This is a genomic window from Curtobacterium sp. UCD-KPL2560 (assembly GCF_001705035.1).
Lineage (GTDB): Bacteria > Actinomycetota > Actinomycetes > Actinomycetales > Microbacteriaceae > Curtobacterium.
In genome coordinates this window covers 1-1,902 of record NZ_MCIG01000145.1, presented here as the reverse complement: position 1 = coordinate 1,902, position 1,902 = coordinate 1, and the positions used below count along the sequence as shown (strand labels likewise).

At 69.2% G+C, this 1,902-nt stretch carries 2 protein-coding genes; both read left to right on the top strand.

The window, feature by feature from the left end; genetic code table 11:
• Positions 1 to 170 precede the first annotated feature (170 nt).
• A complete protein-coding gene (locus BEP24_RS16210) occupies positions 171 to 1,115 on the top strand; it encodes a hypothetical protein (RefSeq protein ID WP_065965213.1) in 945 nt (314 codons plus the stop codon).
• 119 nt (positions 1,116 to 1,234) lie between these two features.
• Complete coding sequence (locus BEP24_RS16205) at positions 1,235 to 1,795, top strand: YceI family protein (RefSeq protein WP_065965211.1); 561 nt, start codon at positions 1,235 to 1,237, stop codon at positions 1,793 to 1,795.
• Positions 1,796 to 1,902 lie beyond the last annotated feature (107 nt).

Below are 1,902 nucleotides of genomic sequence, written 5' to 3'. Positions count from 1 at the left end.
CACCCACACCGCCGCCCGCCGCACCCACACCGCCACCACCGCCGCCGGACCATCGACGCAAGGCGCACCCAACCCCTGCCGATTCCTCCACAACGTCACCCCCGCTGCGACTCTCCACCGCCGCCAGCGAACCCCACGTCACACCGGTCTCGCACTGCCACGCTGCCGCCATGGAGTTCACCGCCCGGTTCCCGACAGCCCTCCGCAACCGCCCCTTCCGCGTCCGCGAAGCGATCCAGCGCGGCGTCCCGGCATCGACGCTCCGCTCCCGCCGACTCGTCCATCCGTTCCACGGGACGCGCACATGGACGACTCCCCGCACGCACGAGGACCTCGCTCGCTCGGTCGCCCCGCGTCTCCGCCCCGACCAGGCGTTCAGTCACACGACCGCCGCGCGGATGCTCGGGATACCGCTCCCCCGACGGCTCGAAGACGACCCCCGCATCCACGTCACCACGATCGGGAAGGACCAGGCACTCCGCGTCCGCGGCACGGTCGGCCACCGTGCACGCACCAGCCGCGCCCGCGTCGTCTTCTCGGGGACCGCTGCCGTCGTCCATCCCGCCGACACGTTCGTGATGCTCGCCCGCTCCCTCACCGTCGACGAACTGGTCGTCGCCGGCGACGCCATCGTCGGGTGGCTCAACTGGTGCACGATCGACGAACTCGTCCGTGCTGCGCGACGCCACCGAGGATCGCGAGGCCTCCGCCGCGCACGGGCAGCCCTGTCCTTGGTGCGGCCCGGTTCGAGGAGCCCGGGCGAGACCAGGTTGCGTCTCACGCTCATCCGTCGAGGCCTGCCCGAACCCGAGCTGAACCACGACGTCGTCGCGCAGGGCAGATGGGTCGCCTGCGTCGACCTGGCCTACCCCGGGGCACGGATCGCGATCGAGTACGAGAGCGATCTCCACCGGACCGACGCACGGGCGTTCCGGAAGGACCTGACGCGGGGCGAGCGGTTGAAGGACGTCGACTGGTGGCTGGTGCGAGCGACGGCCGACGACGTCGGCCCCCTCGCCGACGAGTTCGCGAGCCGCATCCGTCGACTCCTCAACGCAGGAACGGCCGGGAGGCACGACACGCGTCGACGGGGTCGGCTCACGTCCGCGAGATGAACGTTGGTTGACGCTTCAACCAATCAGGTGCAGAATGGGCTACCATCGGGTTCGATGCAGGCGCATGAAACTACTGCGTCGCTCGGGAACCGCAGACCAACGCTTCAGAAGGAGTCACCATGACGCTCACCGCCTCCGCCATCCCCGGCTACCAGACCGGCACCTGGAAGATCGACCCGACGCACTCCGAGGTCACCTTCTCGGTCCGGCACCTCGCCATCAGCAAGGTCAAGGGCTCGTTCGAGCGCTTCGACGCGACGCTCGTGACCGCCGAGAACCCGCTCGACACCAAGCTCGAGGCCTCGATCGACGTCGCCAGCATCAACACCAACCAGGCGCAGCGCGACCAGCACCTCGCCACTGGTGACTTCTTCCTGACCGAGGAGCACCCGCAGATGACCTTCGTGTCGACCGGCATCCGCGAGGACGGCGATCACATGCTCATCGACGGCAAGCTCTCCCTCCGCGGCGTCACCAAGGACGTCACCCTGAAGACCGAGTTCGGCGGCGTCACCACCGACGGCTACGGCCAGGTCAAGCTCGGCGCCGAGGCGACGACCAAGATCGACCGCACCGAGTTCGGCGTGAACTGGAACGCCGCACTCGAGGCCGGTGGCTTCACGCTCGGCAACGACGTGACCATCAACCTCGACGTGCAGTTCGTCCTCCAGGCGGCCTGAGCTCCCCAGCTCTCGAAGCACTCCGTCACCGGGACCGCCCCGAGCGGTCACGGTGCGCGGGGACACTGAACAAGCGCACTGCAGCACCCGGCGAACGGCCCGGCTCC